Origin of the sequence: Rhodopirellula sp. P2, from assembly GCF_028768465.1 — a bacterium.
GTDB lineage: Bacteria > Planctomycetota > Planctomycetia > Pirellulales > Pirellulaceae > Rhodopirellula.
Genome location: NZ_CP118225.1, coordinates 131584 through 151472 on the forward strand (window position 1 = coordinate 131584; position 19889 = coordinate 151472).

General features: G+C 54.5%; 16 protein-coding genes. 11 read left to right on the forward strand and 5 right to left on the reverse strand.

Annotated features, from left to right (window positions below; all coding sequences use genetic code 11):
• Positions 1–54: 54 nt before the first annotated feature.
• The 3 genes from PSR62_RS00455 (at position 55) to PSR62_RS00465 (ending at position 4421) form a co-directional block, all read left to right on the forward strand.
• Entirely contained in the window at positions 55–720 is a 666-nt protein-coding gene (locus tag PSR62_RS00455) for a hypothetical protein (protein ID WP_274405867.1), read from the forward strand.
• A gap of 408 nt (positions 721–1128) precedes the next feature.
• On the forward strand, positions 1129–4056 hold the full coding sequence (locus PSR62_RS00460) for a DEAD/DEAH box helicase (protein ID WP_274405868.1): 2928 nt from the start codon (positions 1129–1131) through the stop codon (positions 4054–4056).
• Positions 4057–4187: 131 nt separating this feature from the next.
• Entirely contained in the window at positions 4188–4421 is a 234-nt protein-coding gene (locus tag PSR62_RS00465) for a hypothetical protein (RefSeq protein WP_274405869.1), read from the forward strand.
• 231 nt (positions 4422–4652) lie between these two features.
• On the opposite strand, the gene PSR62_RS00470 is transcribed toward PSR62_RS00465, so the two are convergent.
• Positions 4653–5267: a JAB domain-containing protein gene (locus PSR62_RS00470; RefSeq protein ID WP_443217337.1), complete on the reverse strand. Its 615-nt coding sequence runs from the start codon at positions 5265–5267 to the stop codon at positions 4653–4655.
• A gap of 526 nt (positions 5268–5793) precedes the next feature.
• On the opposite strand from PSR62_RS00470, the gene PSR62_RS00475 reads away from it, so the two are divergent.
• Positions 5794–6711, forward strand: a complete 918-nt coding sequence (locus PSR62_RS00475; protein WP_274405870.1) for a hypothetical protein — start codon at positions 5794–5796, stop codon at positions 6709–6711.
• A gap of 39 nt (positions 6712–6750) precedes the next feature.
• Positions 6751–7968, forward strand: a complete 1218-nt coding sequence (locus tag PSR62_RS00480) for an aminotransferase class V-fold PLP-dependent enzyme (RefSeq protein ID WP_274405871.1) — start codon at positions 6751–6753, stop codon at positions 7966–7968.
• A gap of 171 nt (positions 7969–8139) precedes the next feature.
• On the opposite strand, the gene PSR62_RS00485 is transcribed toward PSR62_RS00480, so the two are convergent.
• Both PSR62_RS00485 and PSR62_RS00490 read right to left on the reverse strand, forming a co-directional pair.
• Positions 8140–8550, reverse strand: a complete 411-nt coding sequence (locus PSR62_RS00485; RefSeq protein ID WP_338020261.1) for a phosphatidylglycerol lysyltransferase domain-containing protein — start codon at positions 8548–8550, stop codon at positions 8140–8142.
• Positions 8551–8689: 139 nt separating this feature from the next.
• Entirely contained in the window at positions 8690–9022 is a 333-nt protein-coding gene (locus PSR62_RS00490) for a four-helix bundle copper-binding protein (RefSeq protein ID WP_274405872.1), read from the reverse strand.
• A gap of 118 nt (positions 9023–9140) precedes the next feature.
• On the opposite strand from PSR62_RS00490, the gene PSR62_RS00495 reads away from it, so the two are divergent.
• The 6 genes from PSR62_RS00495 to PSR62_RS00520 all read left to right on the forward strand — a co-directional run bounded on the left by PSR62_RS00495 (position 9141) and on the right by PSR62_RS00520 (position 18790).
• Positions 9141–11588, forward strand: coding sequence for a heavy metal translocating P-type ATPase (locus PSR62_RS00495; RefSeq protein ID WP_274405873.1), 2448 nt, complete (start codon positions 9141–9143; stop codon positions 11586–11588).
• Between the two features lie 268 nt (positions 11589–11856).
• A complete protein-coding gene (locus PSR62_RS00500) occupies positions 11857–13284 on the forward strand; it encodes a TolC family protein (protein WP_274405874.1) in 1428 nt (475 codons plus the stop codon).
• A 51-nt stretch (positions 13285–13335) separates the two neighbouring features.
• The gene (locus tag PSR62_RS00505) at positions 13336–14850 is read left to right on the forward strand and encodes a copper oxidase (RefSeq protein WP_274405875.1); all 1515 of its coding nucleotides are present in this window, start codon (positions 13336–13338) and stop codon (positions 14848–14850) included.
• A 76-nt stretch (positions 14851–14926) separates the two neighbouring features.
• A complete protein-coding gene (locus PSR62_RS00510) occupies positions 14927–15205 on the forward strand; it encodes a metal-sensitive transcriptional regulator (RefSeq protein WP_274405876.1) in 279 nt (92 codons plus the stop codon).
• A 207-nt stretch (positions 15206–15412) separates the two neighbouring features.
• Positions 15413–16249: a potassium channel family protein gene (locus tag PSR62_RS00515; protein WP_274405877.1), complete on the forward strand. Its 837-nt coding sequence runs from the start codon at positions 15413–15415 to the stop codon at positions 16247–16249.
• Between the two features lie 1089 nt (positions 16250–17338).
• Positions 17339–18790, forward strand: a complete 1452-nt coding sequence (locus tag PSR62_RS00520) for a PP2C family protein-serine/threonine phosphatase (protein ID WP_274405878.1) — start codon at positions 17339–17341, stop codon at positions 18788–18790.
• Here the strand turns inward: PSR62_RS00520 and PSR62_RS00525 are convergent.
• Both PSR62_RS00525 and PSR62_RS00530 read right to left on the reverse strand, forming a co-directional pair.
• Positions 18767–19453, reverse strand: coding sequence for a GNAT family N-acetyltransferase (locus PSR62_RS00525; RefSeq protein ID WP_274405879.1), 687 nt, complete (start codon positions 19451–19453; stop codon positions 18767–18769). The genes PSR62_RS00520 and PSR62_RS00525 overlap by 24 nt on opposite strands.
• A gap of 19 nt (positions 19454–19472) precedes the next feature.
• Complete coding sequence (locus PSR62_RS00530; RefSeq protein WP_274405880.1) at positions 19473–19748, reverse strand: hypothetical protein; 276 nt, start codon at positions 19746–19748, stop codon at positions 19473–19475.
• Positions 19749–19889: the final 141 nt, after the last annotated feature.

A 19889-nucleotide genomic window follows, 5' to 3' on the forward strand; every position in this document is an offset into this window, starting at 1 on the left:
GCTCGTCTGCTCGCGTTTTTGACGCTCGGTCATTTCGCCCACGTTGAACGCATCTTGAACGATCTCGGCGGTGGGGCAAAGAACCTCGGAAAGCCGGCGATTCAGCGTGCGGTCGACGAACTCTCTAAGACGAGCGGTAAGAACCTCTACAATCGTGACGGATGGGTGTTTCAGTTCATTTCATGGATTGCACTTCGTCGTCGCGCAGGAACCGATGTCGTTCTGGACGCACCGCATCCGCAATCGTCATCCAAAGGATTTGACGGGCTTGCGGTTCGATTTGACGAAACCTCGTGGTCGACCGATTTTGTCTTGCTGACAGAAGACAAGGCGACTGACAGCCCGCGTGGGAAATTCACCGCACAGATTCAACCTGAACTTGATGACATTGAAGGTGGGAGCCGGAATAGCCAGTTGATGGCGCAGTTAACATCACTAGCGAGACAAAGCACATCAGACGAAAACAATCTTGAGCGTCTCTTGGAAACTGCCTTCTACGAGCAAGTTTTTCGCTATCGGGTCTGTATCGCAACTTCCCAAGCGAACATCCCATCGCCGACTCAGACTCAAATTGTCGACGGGTTTTCCACAACGATTCAAGGTGATCGAAAGCGACGCGGGTCGGAGATGTTGGTTTTTGATGATTTGCGTGATTCGCTTCAACGCATCGTAGACCAAGCAATCACACACCTTCGTTCGATGTCTGAGGAGCTTGACTGAACGCGAATGTTTGATCCTGAAACTCGGAGTTTGATTCAGCAGGCACCTGACGTCAACGATTTTGAAACGGCGGACCTACCAGAGCACTTGGCGGAATTGTTCGTTCGCACGATCAGTGCCAGACTTGCGTTCGTCACAGACGGTGGATTCGACGACGAGTCGATTGAGGAGTTCAAGGAACTTCGCTCCATCGCGATGACGTACGCCAGCTATGTCGCAACTAACGTGGTGACCGAGGCTACTGCGTCAGTCGCTTACGTCGCAGGCACGTCCTTCCGAATTCTGGCCGAGGCGGCGTCTGTCGGTCGTTTGCAAATGCTGTCTGGAACGACGTACTCCGCCGACGCGATCCCTGACGCGACTGTCGCCGTTGTTCTGCTGCTGATCGCAGGCTACCCAGCGGATGCCATGAATGTTGCCGCCGTCGCCCAATCGCTGGAAATCAGCGAATCATCGTCGGCTTGGTTGCTCAACTCATCCATCAATGCGCTGGCTTCTTCCCGATTGGAATCTTCGATTGCTGATTCTGTCAACGCATTTAATCGTCGTGAAGTATACCTTACTGAAGACGATCGCGACGCAGGCCGTGACGAAGCAACTGAGTTGCTTTGGCTGCGACTAACCGAAGGCGTGGGAGAACTTGCTGGAGTATTGTTGGGCCGACCAAACGCAGTGGCGGAGAACGCAGAACAGATTTTCCGCCAAGTCATTTCACTTTCGAGCGAAATCTACCCAGCAAGTCAGAATACGTTCGACTCAACTGTTGTATCGAACTTTGCCGGACCTTCGTTTCTCGCATCTCTCCTATTGCGATTGACGTCGGAACTGCCGTCACGAGGCGTCGTGAATGTCGATCCGCCAGACGGAGTCGATTCCGAATCCTGGAGGTCGTTTACGACTTCGCTCGCGATGTCGCGTCCGATTATCTGGAGCAATCATGCCGACGCAATCGCTAGCGGGTATCTAACATTGGGTATGTCTGCCGTGATGAGCTTTCCGACCGGTGCGGGCAAGTCAACGCTATCGGAACTCAAAATTGCAACGTATGTTCTCAGTCGTCGCAAGGTTATTTTCCTGGCTCCAACCCACGCCCTCGCGAATCAAATCCGTCAGTCGTTGAAAACTACGTTTCCAGCTCATGACGTCCGTGATTCGATCATCGGAGACGGCTTCTATGCAGAAGTTGGTGAGGAATCAACAAGCTTCGCTGACATTACGGTCATGACGCCCGAACGATGCTTGATGCTTCTCGACTTGCATGCAAGTGCTTTCCGAGAAGTTGGACTAATCGTGATGGACGAGTGCCACTTGCTTCATCCGTCTCGCGGATCCGAAGATCGACGGGCAATTGACGCAATGTTGGCTCTGTTGCGGTCATCTGATGCAGCGTCCGATGCAGACATCGTCCTTCTCTCGGCGATGGTCAGCAATGCGAATGAGTTAGCGGCTTGGATTCACAAATCGCTCGGGAAAGTGTGCCTTCCACTCGATCTTCGTTGGAAGCCGACTCGGCAGGCGAAAGGTTGTGTGATTTACGAGCGGGGCGAGGTCAATGCACTCGAAGCTGACATCGCGTCCACGCGTGCATTAAAGGAGACCAAGACACCGCCTGTTGCTCTTAAGCGGAGAATGGACATTACGCCCCATGGACTATTTGCTCTGACGCAGAATTGGAACCTCGAAAACTTCAACGACTACCACCAATGTCGAATTGTTTCTGGAAAGGTTCGCGTCGGGATCAAGGACAATTGGAGTTTGGCAGGGAACAAGAACGGAGTCGCGGCTTCACTTTCGAGCGACTTTTCACTGCGTCACGTCAATACCATCGTCTTCTCGCCAAAGAAGAGTGATTGCGAGAGCATTGCGGCGCAAGCTGCGGAGAAACTTGCGGCGAATGATCCCATCGACCTTGACGAGGTTGAAAGTGCTTTGCGGTTGGCGGCGATTGATGAAGCCGGCGGTGAGGAACATGCCTACTTGCCTTCGCCTGCTGGCGTTTGTTGCCATCACGGTTTGTTAAATACCGTGGAACGTGAACTTGCCGAACGTTTTTTTCGTCGCGAAGACGGGGGACGCGTGATTGTGGCGACCCCGACGCTCGCTCAAGGGATGAATCTACCTGCGGAAGCGGTCATCATTGCAGGAGTCCGGCGGTTCGATGCGTCGGTCAAACGACCGATCATGATGAACGCACACGACCTTCTCAACGCGACGGGACGATCAGGTCGCGCCGGACATCGGCCCGAAGGAATCGTATTGCTTCTCACCGATGACCTCATCGTACATTCACTTTCAGACAATGTTCATCAGCTAACGGAAGAATGGTTCGAGCTTATCCGCGAAGTATTTTCGCACGATGACCAGTGCCTTTCAATTGAAGACCCAATCGAGATCATGCTTGACTCGCTCCAATTGTTAGACGCACTTCCAAGCGGCACGCCTTCGTACTTCGTCAACCGATTGCCGCTTCCCAACGAGCAAAACGAAGCCGCACGATTGCTGTCAAAATCGCTGGGGGCGTACAAAGCCGCGAAAGAGGAAGAACAGGCGAACTACCAAGTCATGATCGACTTGGCAGTTGCACGTCGGCGCGAGTTCATTCTTTCGGAACCGGAACGTCATTGGCTCGATCAGTTGGCTTCGACCAACGGTATCGCCGCCGTTATCATCAAGAGTTTGGCGGACGAGTTTCCGAGCCAGGAACGCGCTACTGAAATGGGCGTGATTGACTGGGTTGACCACGTGTTTGAGTGGGCAAAGAGGCATCCCAAGTTCGCAACAAATCGTTTCGATCGCGAGTCCTTGGAAACGGTGCTGGGAAAGCTCGTGCTACCCAAGGATGCCGAGGTTGTCGACGCAAGCTGTTTCGAGCACCTTCGTGGACTTTTTCATCGGTACATTGATGGCTCAACCCTCGTCGAGATTCAACGGCATTGCCCCAAAGCCTCCACTCAAAATGCGAAGTTGGGTTTCTGTCATCGCGCAAGAAAACTGACACAACGAACAAGCATGGACGTGTCGGTTCTTTTGGGACTCCTGCCTCAGATCTATCGCGATCAGATTGCCCCTGCCGAGCGTGGCGGACTGAAAACACCGACCGCTTTGGCCGTCGCAAGTGCTTGTGCTCGCAATGGCCTTAACTCTCCAGAACAACTCGCGACGGCGTTGATTGCTCCGAAGGTGCCTCGTTATTCCCATGGAGCGACGAGGCGAGGAATACATCAACTGTTCCGGGACATTTCGCCCTTCTTAATCGAAGGTGAGCCGCACGAGGCGTTTGCGGAAGTTCGTAAGCGTGTAAAAGTCGCGGTGTTTGACTACCTCGTCACCGAATAGCCAGCTTCCCCAAATGAGATAGCAGCAGTTTGCCTAACCGTCCTACCTTCAATTGCGGTCATTCACCAAAATCTGAACAATCACAAACGGAAGAAATCGACGATCCAGAGACTTGCCCACGAAGGGGTGTGATGTCAGTCGCCACGAAAAAACAGCAAATTTCACTAGATGTAGCCCTGTTGGCGGTCCATTGGAAGTCCGTTCTTGCTGAAGAACTTCAGCGATTGGCACAGGCGGCGGCTGGGGATTCCGAAACCGTGACCGTCGATGCCTATCGGCGGGCGCTGCCGGAGGCCGTCCAGGTTTTGCTCGACAACGCTCGTATTGAAACGACTCCCTTCCATGCCGCAAAAGACCCCGCCTGAATCGGAAAACGATACTGCGGCGACTTGGAGACTGATCAGACGTTGTTCGCCGCCAAGTTAGCCGCGTCGTTAGAAGGCTAGCTTCTACGGACCGTTGGCGGTCACGGAAATGAGGATTCAACTGAGCTTCCGGGTGAAGCCGTATCAAAAGAGAAGGAGGAAAGTGATTTAAGCCAACTTCCCAAAAAGGCTTGAAAAATGTTCGTCAATCGCTGGATGGTTTATGCAATCTTAATTACATTCGCGGATCGACAAAACCTCTTCTGTGCCGTCACCGTAGATGATGTGATCTAGCACAGTAATCCCGAGCAGCTTTCCCGCCTCCGTCAATCGGTTGGTGACCTCGTGATCTTCGCGGCTGGGCGTTGTGTTTCCTGATGGATGATTGTGTGACAACACCACCGCAGACGAACCTTCGATGAATGCTGGTTTGAACACTTCCCTGGGGTGGACCAGCGAGGCATCCAGCGTGCCTACCGTCACAACAACAACGCATTGAACGCGATGCTTCGTATCGAGGCACGCTACGACAAACTTTTCTTGGTCGTTTGCGGGATTATCATTCCAGTACTCTTTGAAGAACGCCATCGCCTCTTGCGTACTGGTCAGACATGGCCTTCCTCGCAATGATCCCTCAAATACGAGCGAAACCCTTTTGACAGATGCGTACCGTCTCGGTTGTAAAGCCGGACAGGCACTCTGCCATATCGGCAAACACAGTGAGACTGGTGGGTCGTTTTCTGGGGCGAACCGCAAGGGCAACTGCACTGTGTTCTTCGATCGTGTCAAGTTTACGTTTTCTGAACAGCCGCCACTAATTGGCTTGGCCAGATTCGTCTTCTTCATCGCTTGTGCGCCTACAACAGTTGGCGGAAAGGGAAAGAAAACCGTAGGTTCAACCTTTCTGATGGACGCTATCGGTTACGGCGCGGCCCTTGTAGCCAAACCGTATCGATAGTGATTTCGTTTGCTCGAAACTTAAGCGCAAGGCGTAGTCGGAAAAGAACGAATTGTTGGATCGCGATGTTGGCATTGATCGCGAGTAGCTTCCAGGGTGCAAAAAAGTCGTCGGTCGAGAATGCTTGACCAAACGCCTTCAGGAAACTCAAAGATTCCCGATCAATTTCGTATCACATTCCGTGAACACGCGCAAGCACTCGGGCCGAGGGAACGTCCGTCTTACTCGTATCCCGAACCGTTTCTCCGCCTTGATCGGCTCAGACTGATAAAGTGGAATTCACGCACAAGTGGCGTTTCCGAAAGCTGGGCGGCAATAGCGGAAACTAATGCGTTGCTAATAGTCTACTAGCGCGGACTCGCGAGTTATCACGCACGACTTGCGGTTTCTTGGTTTTTGTCGTAGCGTCGGAGAATGACTTCTCGCAAACCGTCACCAGTCTCGCCGAAATGGTTATGGGCGATTCCTGCTATCGGGATCATTGCCGGCGCGAGCGTTTGGGGAGTGACAGAGGTCGCTGACACCCCAGGCTTAGAGCGACTTCTGCTTTGCCTGGCGTTGTCCTCGGTTCTGGTCGCTGTCGGTTGGCTTGTTTACCGAGCGATGCAAAATGAAGCCGACGTTTCCGAACCTTCCCTGCTTGAAACGCCATTGCGATTGGCACGCGACCCCGAGGTTTTCGAGCAGTACCGGGAGCTTAGTCGGTCTTTGCTGCGGATTAGCTGGCAGACTGATCCGATTTTTCGTGAGGTTGCGCTGGAGCGTCTAAAAGCGTTGATGCAGGAATTGGATTCCGTATCGCAGGGAGTGGTCGAGTTTAGAGAGACAGAGACTTGGCGAATCGTTTACGAACAATTGCTTCGTAGCCCTGGGCTTTTCCTCTACCGATCCGTTAGTTGGCTATCTACCGATTCCTACTGGCAAGATGAGCCTGGGCGCCGTAGCCTTGCTCTCAATATCGAACTGCACGAGAAAGAGCAGATCAACGTCGAGCGGATTGCGATTGTTCGCGACGTGGACTGGCCTTCCGATGCGGATTTGCCGGCTCCAAAAGTCCGCCAGTGGCTTCATCAGCAGCACATCAGTGGCATCTGGATCGCGCTGGTGCGTGAATCGCAACTCGTAAACGAGCCGGATTTGCTTGCTGATCTCGGGATTTATGGCAGCCGCGCCGTCGGATTTCAGCAAGTCGACGAACATTCGCGAACAAAATCATTCCTGCTGCGATTCGGCATTACCGCCGTTGAGGAGGCGGAAGCTCGGTGGAAGCGATTGCAGGTTTACGCCACGCCGTACGGCGAACTACTGGATCACTGGCCGCTGGACGAGTAGGATCGCGTAAACGGTTGTACTCACTGGACATTCACAGGCGTGCTCTATCTTGACACGGCCCGGCTTGGACAGACCTCGCCGAGTGCCCTCGAAACGCAAGTCGACTTCACTCGGCTCACTGCCGAACAACCGTCCAGCCTGTACACAGATCGTTTTCTTGCCGAAGGCATCGAGGCTGCTCCCAATTCATGGATTGAACGCTTTCCCGGCCTGGGGCGCTGGCGCGGCATTGCAGAGCTCAAGAAAAAGGTTCTCGCAGCCGCAGATGCGCCGAGCGGGCACGAAGTTGCGATTGCGAGCCGATCAACGCTGTTGATGCGAACGGCGTCGTGGGCGATGTATCGACGCTGCCGGAACGTCCTGGTGACTGACCTCAACTGGCCAGCGTATCAAGCAGAAGTTGCCGACACGGCGGCGCGTACTCATCAGCGATACACCGTATTCTCGTGTCGGAATGAGCTGAGACGCCATCAGATGTCGAGCGAACGCATCGTCAGCGAAATTGCCGAGCACTACAAGCAGCACAGTTGTGATGGCATCTTCCTGCCGTTGGTCGACAACTTGGGCATCAAGCTTCCTGTCAAGCAAATCGTAGCAGCAATCAGCGAAATTGCGTCACCGCGGTTTGTACTGATCGACGGAGCACAAGCGCTGGGTCATCTCCCGAAAATCGATGTTCATGATCATTGCGACATCTTCATCGCAGGCGGACACAAGTGGTTGCGGTCTGGCCATCCGCTAGGCATTGCCATCTACGGTCGTACCCGATCACGAGACTACTTGAGTCGATGCTTCAACGCCGCCGATCGAGCGAACCAAATCGACGATTCACTCTGTCGATTCGTATCCGCCCTTTCGGAACAATCAATATGTAACCAATATTCTGAGACAGTCAATGTTTCGCCGCTGCTTTCCTTCCGAGCAGCCCTCGAAGACTTTCCGTCCGCAAGCGAAGTAAGGCATCAACACTGGCGAGACCAAGCCGTGAACCAATCACGCGTTCGTGCAGTCGCCTGCAGGAATGGATGGACGCCCCAAAGCGGGAGCAAGGATTTTCATAGCGGAATCCTGACGATACATCCACGAAAAAGGCCGCGAGAGAGGTCTCGTGGAGACCGTCTGAGGCGCCAACTGGCCGAACATGCGATTGCAGCCTCATGCTACGGCGGTGGCATCCTACGGATGTCGATGCCAAAACTCATCTTAGAAATGGAGGAGTTGCAGAGAATCCAATTCGCGCTAGATCAATGCGGATGAACAAGCTTGTCAATACGATGCGCGACCCAGTGCGCAAGTGTGAATCATCCAGGAAACAATTCCGCTCCTTCTTCCCGCGCCAGCGGTTCATGACGCTCCACCGAGGGCCGTTCTTCTGAACAGCTTCCGTTCAACACGATTAACGGCTTCTCAGTCTTAGGACGAGAAGCCTCAATCTCTGGCTGGACTAAACCCATTTGTTAGCGATGAATCAGTCTCCCCCCAACTACCGGAAATCAGGGTGAGGACTCGGGCGGTGGCAATATCGCGGGAGGCGGCTAGGTATTTCGGGGGCCACGCGGGGTCGAACTTGTCTTTGTAGTTGCGCAAGCCCTGGAAGTTGTAGAAATGTTTTCCATGGCGGAACATCAGGGCGCTGAATTGATTCCCACTCGAGCCAAAGCGGTGGGCTTCGACGCCAGAGAGCGGTGCCATGCCAAGACTGAAGTATTGAAAGCCCTCGGCGCGTCCGTCGAGCATCAGTTCGAGAAACAGGAACTCCATCACCTCGTAGGGTACGTTGGCGACGTATCGCATCAGGTCGATCGAGAGTTCTTGTCTATTCGCGCATCGCAGGCGTATGCAAACGTGATGGGGATTTCGTTTTGAACAATCACGGCCATGTCGTAGCGAGCTAGGTAGGCTTCGTTATCGAGTAGGGTGAGCCAGTGGTGTGACCGCTGACTCACCTACTCGATCGTCTTCACGATTTGGGTTGGTGCTACGCCGCCATCGACGAACAGCTTTCGTGGCATTTACGGCAACACTCGACGCATTTGTCCATATTGCCGACCTTCTCGCAACTGTCGGCGCAGGCCTTGCAAATCGCTGCGCAAGCTTTGCAGTAGTGTGCGTGGTGATCGCTGTTGCGGCTCATGAAGTCGACGCAGGCCGCACAGGCGGCGATACAGTCGAGCATCAGCTTGACGTGATCTTGGCCGACGTGGTCGCCGCCTTCGGATAAGCAGTGATTGGTCAACGTGTCAGCACAGGTCGTCTGGCACTCTTGGCAGTTTTCGATGCACTCTTTCATGGATGCTGTTGCAGAGCTCATTCGTTTCTCCTTTTGAAATTGTCGATGCGGCCCCGTTGCCGCTGCATTAGCGGTATGCAACTTGCATACCACTATGGGGTATATTGGAGAATGACTTTTTGACAGCCTGGAGAAATTGATGGACCACGCCAAGAAACACGAGACTTCATTGCCGGTCGCCGATCCGTCAATGCAAATTGATCCTGTTTGCGGCATGAAGGTGCCTGCGGACAGTCCCCGTTCGGCGAATTTCCAAGGCAAACAATACGTATTCTGTAGTGATGGATGCTTGAGTAAATTCCAGGATGATCCCGCTGGGGTGCTGGCAAAACGATCGCAAAAGGAGGCGGCAAGCGACTCGTCTTGTTGCGGTGGAGAAGCGGCGATTCAGATTGGAGAACCCTCGACGACTTCGTCATGCTGCGGTGGTCACTCATCGACCAAGGCGAGCGATTCTCCGGCAGACCCAACTGCCATCTACACCTGTCCCATGCATCCGGAGATCGAGCAGGTTGGCCCTGGCGATTGCCCAATCTGCGGGATGGACTTGGAACCAAAAGTGGTTTCGATCGCTGACGAAGGAGAAGACCAACAGTACGCCGACATGAAACGTCGCTTTTGGGTTGGCGTTGCGCTGTCGGTGCCACTGCTCGTAATCGCGATGGGGCCGATGGTGGGCTTGCGGATCGCGGATTGGATGAGCCAGACGATGTTTGGTTGGTTGCAGTTGGCCCTCGCGACGCCAGTCGTTTTCTGGTGCGGGTGGCCATTGTTGGTTCGCGGAGCCAAGTCGTTTCGCACAATGAACTTGAACATGTTCTCGTTGATCGCGGTGGGCACGTTGGCTGCTTACTTGTTCAGCTTGGTCGTGGTGCTGCTTCCGGGGGTGATCCCAGAAGCCTTCTTCGAGAATGGTGTGCCACCTCTGTATTTTGAAGCGGCGGCGGTGATCATCACTTTGGTATTGCTCGGACAAGTGTTGGAACTGCGAGCACGTCAGCAGACTGGCGGAGCGATTCGCGAACTCATGAAGCTTGCTCCCGATACGGCACACCGAATCACAGACGATGGCGAGGAAGACGTCTCGCTAGATTCAGTACACAAGGGTGATCGGTTACGAGTTCGCCCCGGTGAGAAGGTTCCAGTCGATGGGAAAGTGCTTAGCGGGTCGAGCAGCGTCGATGAGTCGATGTTGACGGGCGAGCCGATGCCTGTGAAAAAGGTCGAGGGCGACGAAATCACCGGCGGAACGTTGAATCAGACCGGTGCACTTGTGATGGAAGCCGTCGGCGTCGGCGGAGACACGGTTCTCAACCGCATCGTGCAAATGGTTGCGGACGCTCAGCGAAGTCGTGCGCCGATTCAGAAACTGGTCGATGTGGTCGCTCGGTACTTTGTGCCAGCGGTGATCGTTTGTTCGATTCTCGCGTTCATCGGATGGGCGGTGTTTGGCCCGGAACCGCAACTGGCTCATGCCTTTGTAGCGGCCGTTGCAGTGTTGATCATTGCTTGTCCGTGTGCATTGGGGCTGGCGACGCCGATGTCGGTGATGGTGGGTGTTGGCCGCGGTGCAAAGGAAGGCGTGCTGATCAAGAACGCAGAAGTCCTGGAGGTCATGGAGAAGGTCGACACGATCGTCGTCGACAAGACTGGCACGCTCACGCAAGGACGGCCGGAAGTGACTGGCGTCGAGACGTTTGGTGATTGGAATGAAAACGGTGTGTTGACGTTAGCTGCGGCGGTTGAAGCACAGAGCGAACATCCGTTGGCTCAGGCGGTCGTTCGCCGAGCGAAGGCGGATGAGTTGCAGGTTGTTGAGGCAAGTGAATTTAACAGTATCACCGGTGGCGGAGTTCGAGCTCGCGTCGATGATCATGATGTGTTGATTGGCAAGGCTGACTTGTTGGACGAACAAGGCATCGAGGGAGTCGATGCGGGAAGGGAAAAAGCGGGTTCGCGTCAGGCCGAAGGTGCGACAGTTGTGTTCGTGGCGATCGACCACTCGCTGGCCGCTATTCTCGCAATCACTGATCCGATCAAGCAAAGCACGCCCGCGGCCTTGAAGACGTTGCACGAACTCGGATTGAAGGTGGTGATGTTAACTGGCGACGCTGAACCGACCGCGAAAGCAGTCGCATCAAGGCTGGGTATCGACGAGTTTCATGCTGGGGTTTCGCCTGAGGAAAAGCATGACTTTGTTCGCGAGTTGAAGAAGGAGGGCAAGACGGTGGCGATGTGTGGGGATGGGATCAATGACGCTCCTGCACTTGCCGAAGCGAATGTCGGCATTGCCATGGGCACGGGAACGGGCGTAGCGATTGAATCTGCGGGCGTCACGCTCGTCGGTGGCGATCTGCGCGGCGTTGTGGCGGCGGCGAACTTGAGCCGAAAAACGATGAGCAACATTCGTCAGAACTTGTTCTTCGCTTTCATCTACAACGCATTGGGAATCCCGGTCGCAGCCGGATTGCTGTATCCGTTCTTTGGCGTCTTGCTCAGCCCCATGATTGCAGCGGCAGCGATGAGTTTTAGCAGTGTGTCAGTGATTGCGAATGCGTTGAGATTGCGGGCAGCGAAGCTTACATAGTTCCGGTTGGTCAATTTGCGGCCAGCACACAGTTTTGCCAGTCCTTACAACTGGAACCTGATGCGTCCATGACGGTCGAGAAAGTCCATAACTGGGATACCCCTTGCAGGTATCTTGCCGACCTAGGAAGTAAGCCGACATGCCGCTGCTCAGATCAAAGGAGTGATTTTCAGTGCGATCGTTTTTGTTCAAGTCCGGATTATCAGTCATTGCGACCGCCGGAATCCTTTCTGCTACTGCCAACGCTCAAATGCCTTCGATGGGCAGCATGGCTTCACCCATTGGTCGGACGTACACATCCCCGCCGCCAGTGCCGACGGCACCATACGGTCTGGATGAACTCGATCCGAGCGGACCTCTATTTCCTGACATGCGTTACGACGGCAGCGACTTCCGTGCAGCACCGGCTCCTGTCTACGTCGATGGCGAGATGATCTCTGAAGCGAGCCCCGTGGATGCGGAGACCCATGGGTATGGGCTGGATGATTTCCTGACGCTCGCTGCACAGAACAATCCGACGATCCGTCAAGCTAGGTTACAGATATCCGCGCAAACGGCCAAGGCATTGCAGGCCGGTTTGTATCCCAACCCGACCCTGAACTACATCGGCGAGCAAATTGGCGTGGACGTCGAAGGCGACAAGGATTCGCCCGGTGAGTTCCAAGGCATGACAATGAGTCAGCGGTTTGTAACGGCCGGGAAGCTGAAGCTGAGTCGTGAGAAGTACATGCGTCGTGCTCATGTCTCCGAACACCTCGCAATGGCACAACAGTTTCGCGTGTGCAATGACGTTCGCATTCACTTTTTCAAAGCGCTAGCGGCTCGTGAAATTGTCGGACTGCGTAAGGAATTGCTGAAGACAGCAGAAGACGGTGCTGTCACTGCTCGTGAACTCTACAACCAAGGACAAGCAACTCGGCCGGATGTTCGGAAGTCAAGTATTGCACTTCAACGTGCGAGACTGGACGTGTTGACGGCGGAGAATCATTCCCGCGAAGCATTTCGTCGATTAGTCGCGATCACGGGAGTTGATCTATCCGAGGGTGTTGTGTCTGGCGATCTGATGCCGCAAGGCGAACCGATTTCTTACCAAGAAGCTATGTCGCTGGTGCTAACGGAAAGTCCGGAGCTTGCTGCAGCGAGAGCGAAGTTGGCTGCGGACCGAGTCACCGTTAGGCGTGAACAAGTCGAGTGGGTGCCGGACATCGTCGCTGAAGGTGGAGCGGGGTACAACTTTGATGCGAAGGAAACCGTTGCTGCGGCAGGAGTTTCGATCCAACTCCCGGTCTTCGACCGAAACCAAGGCACGATTCGGCAAGCCCAGTTGGACTACCGCCGTCAACAGGAAGAGATTCGCCGCACCGAGTTGATGCTCGGACAACAGATGGCCAACGTCTATCAGCAATATCTAACAGCACTGCAAATCGCGACTGAATACGATCGCGTTATTATCCCCGAAGCAGAGCTGGCTTATCAAGAATTGCTCGAAAGCTACAAAGCAAACCGAGTGGACTGGCCGACGGTACTGGACGCTCAGATGGAGTATTTCGACTCGCGTCTCACTCGTGTGCAGCATCTTGAGCAAGCCCGCACGAACGAAGTTCTTGTGCGAGGCTATCTGCTGCACGGCGGATTGATGGCCGCACCCGGCCCGACGCCACCAGGCCATATTGACGCAGTCGCGAAGCCTCGTTGATCGACGCTTCGTCTTCACCAATATCCATTCACTACAATCAGTCTCAATCCCATGACCAGTCCAGAAGATCGTCGTAAGTTTTTGAAGGTGGGCTCGATCGCGGCAGCTACCGGGTTTGTTGGCAATTTGCTAGGACGCAATGCCAACGCGCAGGAACCCATGAAGCACAGCGATATGAGACATCAGGACAACATGCCGCAGCCAATCGGCAACCCAGCGTCTCGCCCTGAGATTCCAGAGTCAGTGGAGGTGGCCGCCGAGTACGACGGATTCTCGCGGTTCAAGCCAAGTCGCGGACTCGATCCGGACTCGGACTACTACATCGGCAAGCTGGTTCCCGGTTTTCGCAAAGCTTCCGATGGCCCCGCGCCTTTTGAAGCTCCCGACATTCCGGTGTTACCTTACAAGATGGAAGGCGGCGTCAAGGTCTTCGAGCTTGTGTCGATGGCGGTGCAGCAAGAGTTTCATCCCGGCGTCAAGATGAACGTCTACGGCTACAACGGCAGCATGCCTGGTCCGACGATCGAAGTCACGCAAGGTGATCGCGTACGCATCGTCGTGACCAATGAACTGCCGGAAGATACGTTCGTTCATTGGCACGGCTTCGAGCTGCCGGTTCAGTATGACGGAGCCGCCACCTTGACTCAGAATCCTATCAAGCCTGGAAAGACAAAGGTTTTCGAGTTTGACATTCATGAAGAAGGCACATTCTTCTATCACTCGCATGTCGCGATGCAAGAAGCGTTTGGACAAGTCGGTTGGTTCATCGTCCATCCCAAGAAAGTCTTTGGCCCGCCCGTGGATCGCGATTTCGGATTGCTGTTTCAAAACTTTCATATTCCGCCGACGCATACGATCAGCGACTCATGGGCGATGGATTGGAACTGGCACACGATCAATGGCAAGAGCGGTCCGTACACGACACCGCTGGTCTGCAAGCATGGCGAACGCGTACGCGTGCGGTTGTTGAATTTCGCCCCCATGCAACATCATCCGATTCATTTGCACGGACACACATTCTGGGTGACCGGTCATGAAGGCGCTCGCATTCCTAAAAGTGCCTGGGTTCCCCGAAACAATGAACTCGTCGGTGTCGCACAAGCGTCCAGCTTTGAGTTCATCGCCAACAACCCCGGCGATTGGATTTTCCATTGTCATATGATCCACCACATGATGAATCACATGGTCAAACAAGTTGGCCCGCGAATCCGTGATGACGCCTCGGTCGATCAGTACCTTGCGAATCTCAGCAGCCGCCCCCAGGTCGACGCTTCACTGGGCGACAAGTTCGCGACACCGGGCTATCCCCAAAAGATGCTGGGTATGGAGATGTCCGACGACTTTATGAAGGCGATTTGGAGCCGAAAAGAAGTTCGCGGAATGCGAGCCAACTATCCGATGAGCGTAAAGGGATTGATGACGGTGCTGCGCGTTCTGCCGGACGACCTGTATGAGTTGGTGATGAACAGCGACCAGCCGGTTGAGAAAGGAGCGGTGTTTGCTGAAATCGTTCGACGATTCGGTGATCCCAGTGCTTATGAACCCGCGCCCAAGATGATGATGTGAAGCGGACTAACCGCAGAGACGTTTTGAGGGTAAAATCCGAGATTCTGCGAAATCTGCCTATCCAAAGTTCTCAAGAATGCTCTCAGACGACGAGAAAAAGAAGCTTAACAACCGACTTCGACGTGTCATCGGACAAGTCGAAGCGGTTGGTCGTATGATCGAGGATGAGGAATACTGCGTCGATATCCTGATGCAGTTGTCCGCCGCGACCGGGGCATTGAACAAAGTCGGCCAGATTATTCTGGAACAGCACATCCGAACCTGCGTTAGCGATGCGATCAAGAGCGGAAATGCCAAGGACCGTGACGAGAAGATCGAAGAGTTGATGACTGTTTTTCGGAAATACGGCGAGTGAAGAATTAGCGTGATGAATTGGTTCCTGACTGCTGGCGGGTTTCTGTTGACTTGCCTTGGAGTCCGGGAAACCTTCATGGCAGTTCTCCATCCACGGGCAACGGTTGGCCCGATCACGAAAGTCATCAATCGTGGGTTTCACTCTTTAGTCCGAACGCGAACATTCGCTCATCCGCGAGTTCTGGTTCACTGCGGCCCAGCATTAATCGTGACGCAAGTGTTGGGTTGGGCGACGCTGCTATTGATTGGCATCAGTCTGATCGTTTGGCCGCAACTCGGTACGGGCATCACGGCGACCGGATCGACTCCGACGGATACGGATTTTGCAACCGCGGTGTATTATTCTGGGTTCACCATCACCACGTTGGGTGTGGGCGACTTGGTTCCCCGAACGCCAGCGATGCAGTTCTTGACCATTACCGCTGCCGGCTTGGGGTTCAGCTTCTTCACGCTCGTGCTTGCCTACGTCATCTCCGTCTATTCGACACTGGCCCGTCGCAACCAGTTTGCCAACGAAATTGAGTATCGCACGGGACGAACCGGAGACAGCCTTGGCTATTTGCGAGCATATCTGTCCGATAGCGATCCTTCATTGGTCAACCAGGACCTTTACACGCTGTCGTCGAACATGGCGGAGTTATTGGAATCGCATCATTTCTATCCGGTACTGCATTACTTTCGGTTCGGGGAACCGCGGTACGCCATGAGCCGTCTGCTGAGATTCTGCTTGGAGGTCTCTTCGATGATGCGAGCGGCGCGACAGGTCGATGGGTACAAGCCCACCGCTAGCGTTGAGGCCGTCGATCGGCTTTGGCACGCCAGCATGCAGATGCTAGAGGAGACCAAACGGCATTTCGTAATCTGTCACTCGACGCACGACGATCCCGATCCGCGACTGGCGATCGAGATTTCGCGGTCGATCGGCGATCCTGGTGACCTAGCGAGCCAGTTACAAGCTGCCTTCGTCGATCAACAATCCGCGTGGCTTCACGACCTGAACGCACTGGCTGTTTGCACCAGAAGCATATCCGCAAAAGAATCCTAGAATCTTTTTCGCGAAGTCGTGAAGAAACGTCGGGGCCGTGCATCCAAAGAGCACCAAAGAAGAGATTCCTTCGTGCGAATCCTTTGAATGCTCTTGGAAATGCCTGTCATGAACCGCCGCCACACCAACTCTGCCGCTCGATTATTTGCTGCTTTTGCAGTGATCGCGGTGCTGTTGGCATCTTCGCCGGCCGCTTGGGCGGGATCACACGCAGCAAAACCTTGCCCTCATGTGTGCTGCCAGTCGCAGCCGGTTGGGCACAGTTGCTGTGACGGCGAGCCGTCGCACGAATGCCCTGCTATGGCATCTTGCGACACGAAGGTTTGGCTGCCGCCGCGAACGTCTGGCGACGATCTGACGCCTCGCGGTTTGAATCGCAGCGACTTTTCGCGGATCACTTGGACTACTGACTCGGTCTCTCTCGGCCGGCCGGTTTCGATTGTCCGCCCAAACTCTCTGGTGGATTGGAACGTTCGTCTTCAGATTTAGCGGTTGATTCTGCTTCGATTTTGCGAAGCCAGACCCAATCCAAAAATGAAGATGTATCTGTTTCCCAATCGGTGCATGTCGATGTCCGGCTGCGCCATCAATCCTGGAGTTTCCAAAATGTTAGCGACCGTATTCTCTACTGTTTTGTTTGCCGTTTCGTTCGTCCCCAGCAACGTTGACGCCACCGCCTCGGCCGAACCGACGTGTTGTGCCAAGCATGCGTACTGCTGCACCGTTCACGCGGCATGCTGTGGCAAACATGCTGAAGGCAAAGCGGACACGGACGAAGTGTCGAGTACAACTTCTCAACCCACCTGCTGTGCCAAGCGCGCGTATTGCTGCTCGGTGAACGCACGATGCTGCGGAAAGCACGCTGAAACGAAAGCCGCGACCGGCGATGTCGCCAGTACCACAGGCCAACCGACCTGTTGTGCAAAGCGAGCGTACTGCTGCAGCGTTGGCGCTGCGTGCTGCGGCAAAGGATCGACAAGTCCCACGGAAGAGGAATCTGCTGAACTCAGCTAATCGCTTCTGATCCCGTTCGATCCCTGTCAGCCGGGCGAGCCTGAAAACTCGTCCGGCTTCTCTGTTTAAGGTGCCATGATGGACACATTCAAACACCGATGGCATCAGTTGCCGATCAGCCGGCAACTGCTTGTCCTCGTCAATGCAATTCTTTTTGGGTTTGTCGTTTCGTTTCTTGTTGTTGACTACCGCCTGCGGATGGATCGGCATTTGAACGAGAAGCAGATCGCGTTGACCGAAGAAGCGAAAACGATGTACGAGTCGTTGCTGGTCGCTGAAGCCCATGGCGGCGAGGCGGTTCAAAAATTAGTCGACAACGTATGTGCTCGGATGAACACAGACGATTCGCCCGGTCACCATATTGCTGCGGATTGGCGAGGGCTGCCGTACCAAGCGATCTCGCATGGGCATGCTTCCGACGAAATGCTCTCTGCAATGCGTTCGGCATCTGAATCAATAGACACCGAAACCAAAGCCAACGGCTCGCTCGTTGTCGGGGTGTTCACTGGACCAGCGGGTACTGTCTACATATCTGAGAAACGTTCAGCCGTTGTGGGAGCAACCCGTCGCTCGTTGTTGATCCAGATGTTTGCCGTCTTGTTGCTGGGAGCGATTGCAGCCTTCGTGGTCACTGCAGTGCTGCGGCAATTGATCGCCAAACCGATCCAAGGGTTCGTTTCGGCGTTAAAAAGTGTCGCGTCCGGCGACTTGAGCGTGATTGCACGCACGCGAAGCTGTCGAGAACTGAGTTACCTTGCCGATCAGATCAATGCAATGACTGAGGCGTTGGATCACGCTCAGCGTGACCACCGTGTTCACATGGAAAAGGCACGCCAGATTCAACAGAACTTACGTCCAAAAGTGAATGGACTGGTCGGAATCGACGTCGCCGAGCTGTTCGAGCCTGCCGACGATGTTGGTGGCGACTACTACGACGTGATTCCATTATCCGATGGACGCTATCTACTTTGTGTCGCCGATGTTTCGGGACATGGCGTTCCGGCTGCGATGGCGGCGACGTTGTTGAAAGCGTTCGTTTCGGAAGCAGCAAAGAAGTCGTCTAGCCCCGCTGAAATATTGACAGATGTCAATCAACGTTACTGCGAGTACGTAATGATGGGACATTTTGCAACGATGGCGTTACTGGTCGTCGATCCGAAGAGAAGGACACTGACCTACGCCAATGCTGGCCACGAGTTTCCGTTCTTGCAGATTGGGAGCGACACGCCAGTGCGATTGAACGTGGGCGATCTGATCTTGGGCGTCGAGGACGATACGCACTATGACGAAGAAACCATTCCACTAGGCGATTCAGCTCGCTTAGTCATCGTTAGCGACGGAGTGACTGAGGCGTTTGATCCATGTGAAGAGCAATACGGAACGGAACGGATTGAACATTTGTTGCGTTCCGTTCAGAGCTGCAGTGCTCGTGAACTGGTTGAGATGTTTGGATCGTCCATCGAAGCATTTCGTAAGGGCCGAAAGGCGTTCGATGACACAACGCTATTGGTGGCTCAATTGGCTTGAATGGACTGCGGTTTTGTCGCCCACATACCGTCCGATTGTGAATCCAATGTCGTTTGGCAGTAAGGGATACTTTGCTTTGCTCAGCGGTCCGATACGGAAAAGTGATGCTTGGCCGACGTTTTGGAAGCCCATTCGGTCGACAGCTTTCAAGGCTCGGTGGTTGGTGCCTTCGGTGGTTAGCACGAGCGTTTGGATTCCATTGGTTTGCAACTGATCGGCCATCTGGCTCATGATGGCAGCGTAGAGACGACGACCTCGGTAGGCAGGTAAGACCAGTACTTGGAATATGAACGCGGCATCGTCGGAGAGTTGGATCGGCAGACCGGTTTCGGGTTTTCCGTCGTGGTTCATGTCGCCGGGGATGTCCCCAAAGGCGACCCAAGCGAATCCAGCGAGCGATTCGGAATGGAACGCGGCGAAGCACTTAGCGTTTCCCGTATCCAGCAGGTTTAAGTCGCGTTCCGGGATTTGATACTCCAGTTCGTGCGCGTGCGAACGAAGCTGATCAGAGGAACACGCCTCGATCGTGAATCCATCGGGGACGGGTGATCGCGGCATCTTGTCGATGGGAGATTGGTACAACTGGCAGACGTTCGCAATGGCGAATCGCCGCATCACTCGATACGGCAACCACCGCGGCGAGCGTGAGGATGCAATTTTCATTTGAAGGATTCCGCTAGTTTTAGTGACAACAGCTTCCGCCGCCCGACGAAGGGCGGGGCGATGCCGAAGTGGAAGCAGCGGAGAACGAGGTTGCTACTGGCGGTTGATAGTCAGCATCGAGGTCGACCGCCGTGTCGTATTGAATGTTGGCAGCGGCCTGTTCGGCGTATTGCTGAGCGGTCATCGACGGCTCGCCCTTTCGATTGCCAACCCAGGGCAATGATTGGCATCCGGTGGATAGCAATGCGGTGCCTATGAGCGCAGCGGTAGCGCAGGATTTCCATTGAGATTTCATGACGACTTCCTTGTCGTGAGTTGAAACGAAAAAGGCAGGGACGGCGTGGTGACGTCATCACTTGCGTGAATCAGACGCGACACCGCCCCCGCGTGAGTCAGAGGGGAAGCGAGGAGCCGATTTGCAAACTCGCTCCCGAGT

What these genes read in the sequence shown, in the direction of transcription:
- PSR62_RS00460 (WP_274405868.1), top strand. Translation starts at nt 1,129, where the DNA reads ATGAATGTTGCCGCCGTCGCCCAATCGCTGGAAATCAGCGAATCATCG.
- PSR62_RS00465 (WP_274405869.1), top strand. Translation starts at nt 4,188, where the DNA reads ATGTCAGTCGCCACGAAAAAACAGCAAATTTCACTAGATGTAGCCCTG.
- PSR62_RS00470 (WP_443217337.1), bottom strand. Translation starts at nt 5,267, where the DNA reads ATGAAGAAGACGAATCTGGCCAAGCCAATTAGTGGCGGCTGTTCAGAA.
- PSR62_RS00475 (WP_274405870.1), top strand. Translation starts at nt 5,794, where the DNA reads ATGACTTCTCGCAAACCGTCACCAGTCTCGCCGAAATGGTTATGGGCG.
- PSR62_RS00490 (WP_274405872.1), bottom strand. Translation starts at nt 9,022, where the DNA reads ATGAGCTCTGCAACAGCATCCATGAAAGAGTGCATCGAAAACTGCCAA.
- PSR62_RS00495 (WP_274405873.1), top strand. Translation starts at nt 9,141, where the DNA reads ATGGACCACGCCAAGAAACACGAGACTTCATTGCCGGTCGCCGATCCG.
- PSR62_RS00500 (WP_274405874.1), top strand. Translation starts at nt 11,857, where the DNA reads ATGGCTTCACCCATTGGTCGGACGTACACATCCCCGCCGCCAGTGCCG.
- PSR62_RS00505 (WP_274405875.1), top strand. Translation starts at nt 13,336, where the DNA reads ATGACCAGTCCAGAAGATCGTCGTAAGTTTTTGAAGGTGGGCTCGATC.
- PSR62_RS00510 (WP_274405876.1), top strand. Translation starts at nt 14,927, where the DNA reads ATGCTCTCAGACGACGAGAAAAAGAAGCTTAACAACCGACTTCGACGT.
- PSR62_RS00520 (WP_274405878.1), top strand. Translation starts at nt 17,339, where the DNA reads ATGATGGACACATTCAAACACCGATGGCATCAGTTGCCGATCAGCCGG.
- PSR62_RS00525 (WP_274405879.1), bottom strand. Translation starts at nt 19,453, where the DNA reads ATGAAAATTGCATCCTCACGCTCGCCGCGGTGGTTGCCGTATCGAGTG.
- PSR62_RS00530 (WP_274405880.1), bottom strand. Translation starts at nt 19,748, where the DNA reads ATGAAATCTCAATGGAAATCCTGCGCTACCGCTGCGCTCATAGGCACC.